We start from the raw sequence: 936 nt of genomic DNA, 5'->3' as shown, positions 1-936 counted from the left end.
AAAGCAGGGACATTTGCAGTCACTCACCTGTGGTCGCCAAGTCAATTGGTGCTAGCCTACCGCATTCGCAATCCATCCTCCTGGGGGCGGCGACCCGGCAAGTGGTAGCAGTGGAAAAAACTGCATTGCTGTTGTATTCGCGCAACGCTCCTTTCTGATCTGCGGCGATATGCTGGCGTTGGCTGGGGAGAACCGCGATGTTCGATGTCTATCTAAACGGCAGGCGCGATTTGCTCGTCGTTCGCAGGGGATTTCCAATCCCTCCTGGCGGTGCATCAGGCAGGTGGCGCAGGCGTAGGAAACGCGTCGCCAGTGTCAGCGAAGAGATTTGGCGGGCCGTTCAGAGGCAAGGCTACTACATGCGGAAACTGAACGGTCTCAAGTAAAACTAGCGGGGGTGGCTTGGTGCTTGCACTTGAGGCCTAGGCTGCTGTTTGCTTCGACCGCTCCGTAGGTCGTCGAGCCGATACACCCTAAAGAGCCATGCCTGACAGTCTGGATGTGGGCGCCGTGGGATGAGGCGAAGACATTGCAAGCGGCCGTTGCCGGACGACGTGCTCAAGATCGTGATGCGGCGGATAGATCGCTTCGGGCCGCACATTTCGATCATCGTATCCAAGATACTGGAGCGCGAGATCAACATTGTGATGGGGTTGCCGGCAGCTTGTCGGTTGACCTCTATCAGCGCAGCCGACACTCACAAGGTCTCTGACCGATGGCCCGATCCCTTTGCAGATCAGCTTCGAGTTCTTCGATAATGGCGTGAAGCAGACACGTGGCAAGCGGATCTGTGACTTCCCGCTCCAACAGGCGATAGCGCACGATCTCGACTTCTCGGTCTCTCAACTGGCGCTCTGTCATGATCCCATGCCCTCCGGCAAACCGACGTGGAGGCGGCTGAATTGTTTCGCTAAAATTTTCGGATCATTTCCTATG

1 protein-coding gene is annotated in these 936 nt (G+C 56.7%); it reads left to right on the top strand.

The genetic code is table 11. The annotated features are described in order from the left end of the window. Nucleotides 1-729 precede the first annotated feature (729 nt). A partial coding sequence (locus ACZXDY_RS46080) for a hypothetical protein (protein ID WP_464350037.1) occupies nucleotides 730-936 on the top strand: 207 nt, incomplete at its 3' end.

The organism is Bradyrhizobium sp. LeoB3 (assembly GCF_055456055.1).
The sequence above is the reverse complement of the archived record's forward strand: the minus strand, read 5'-3'. Positions and strand labels throughout refer to the sequence as shown.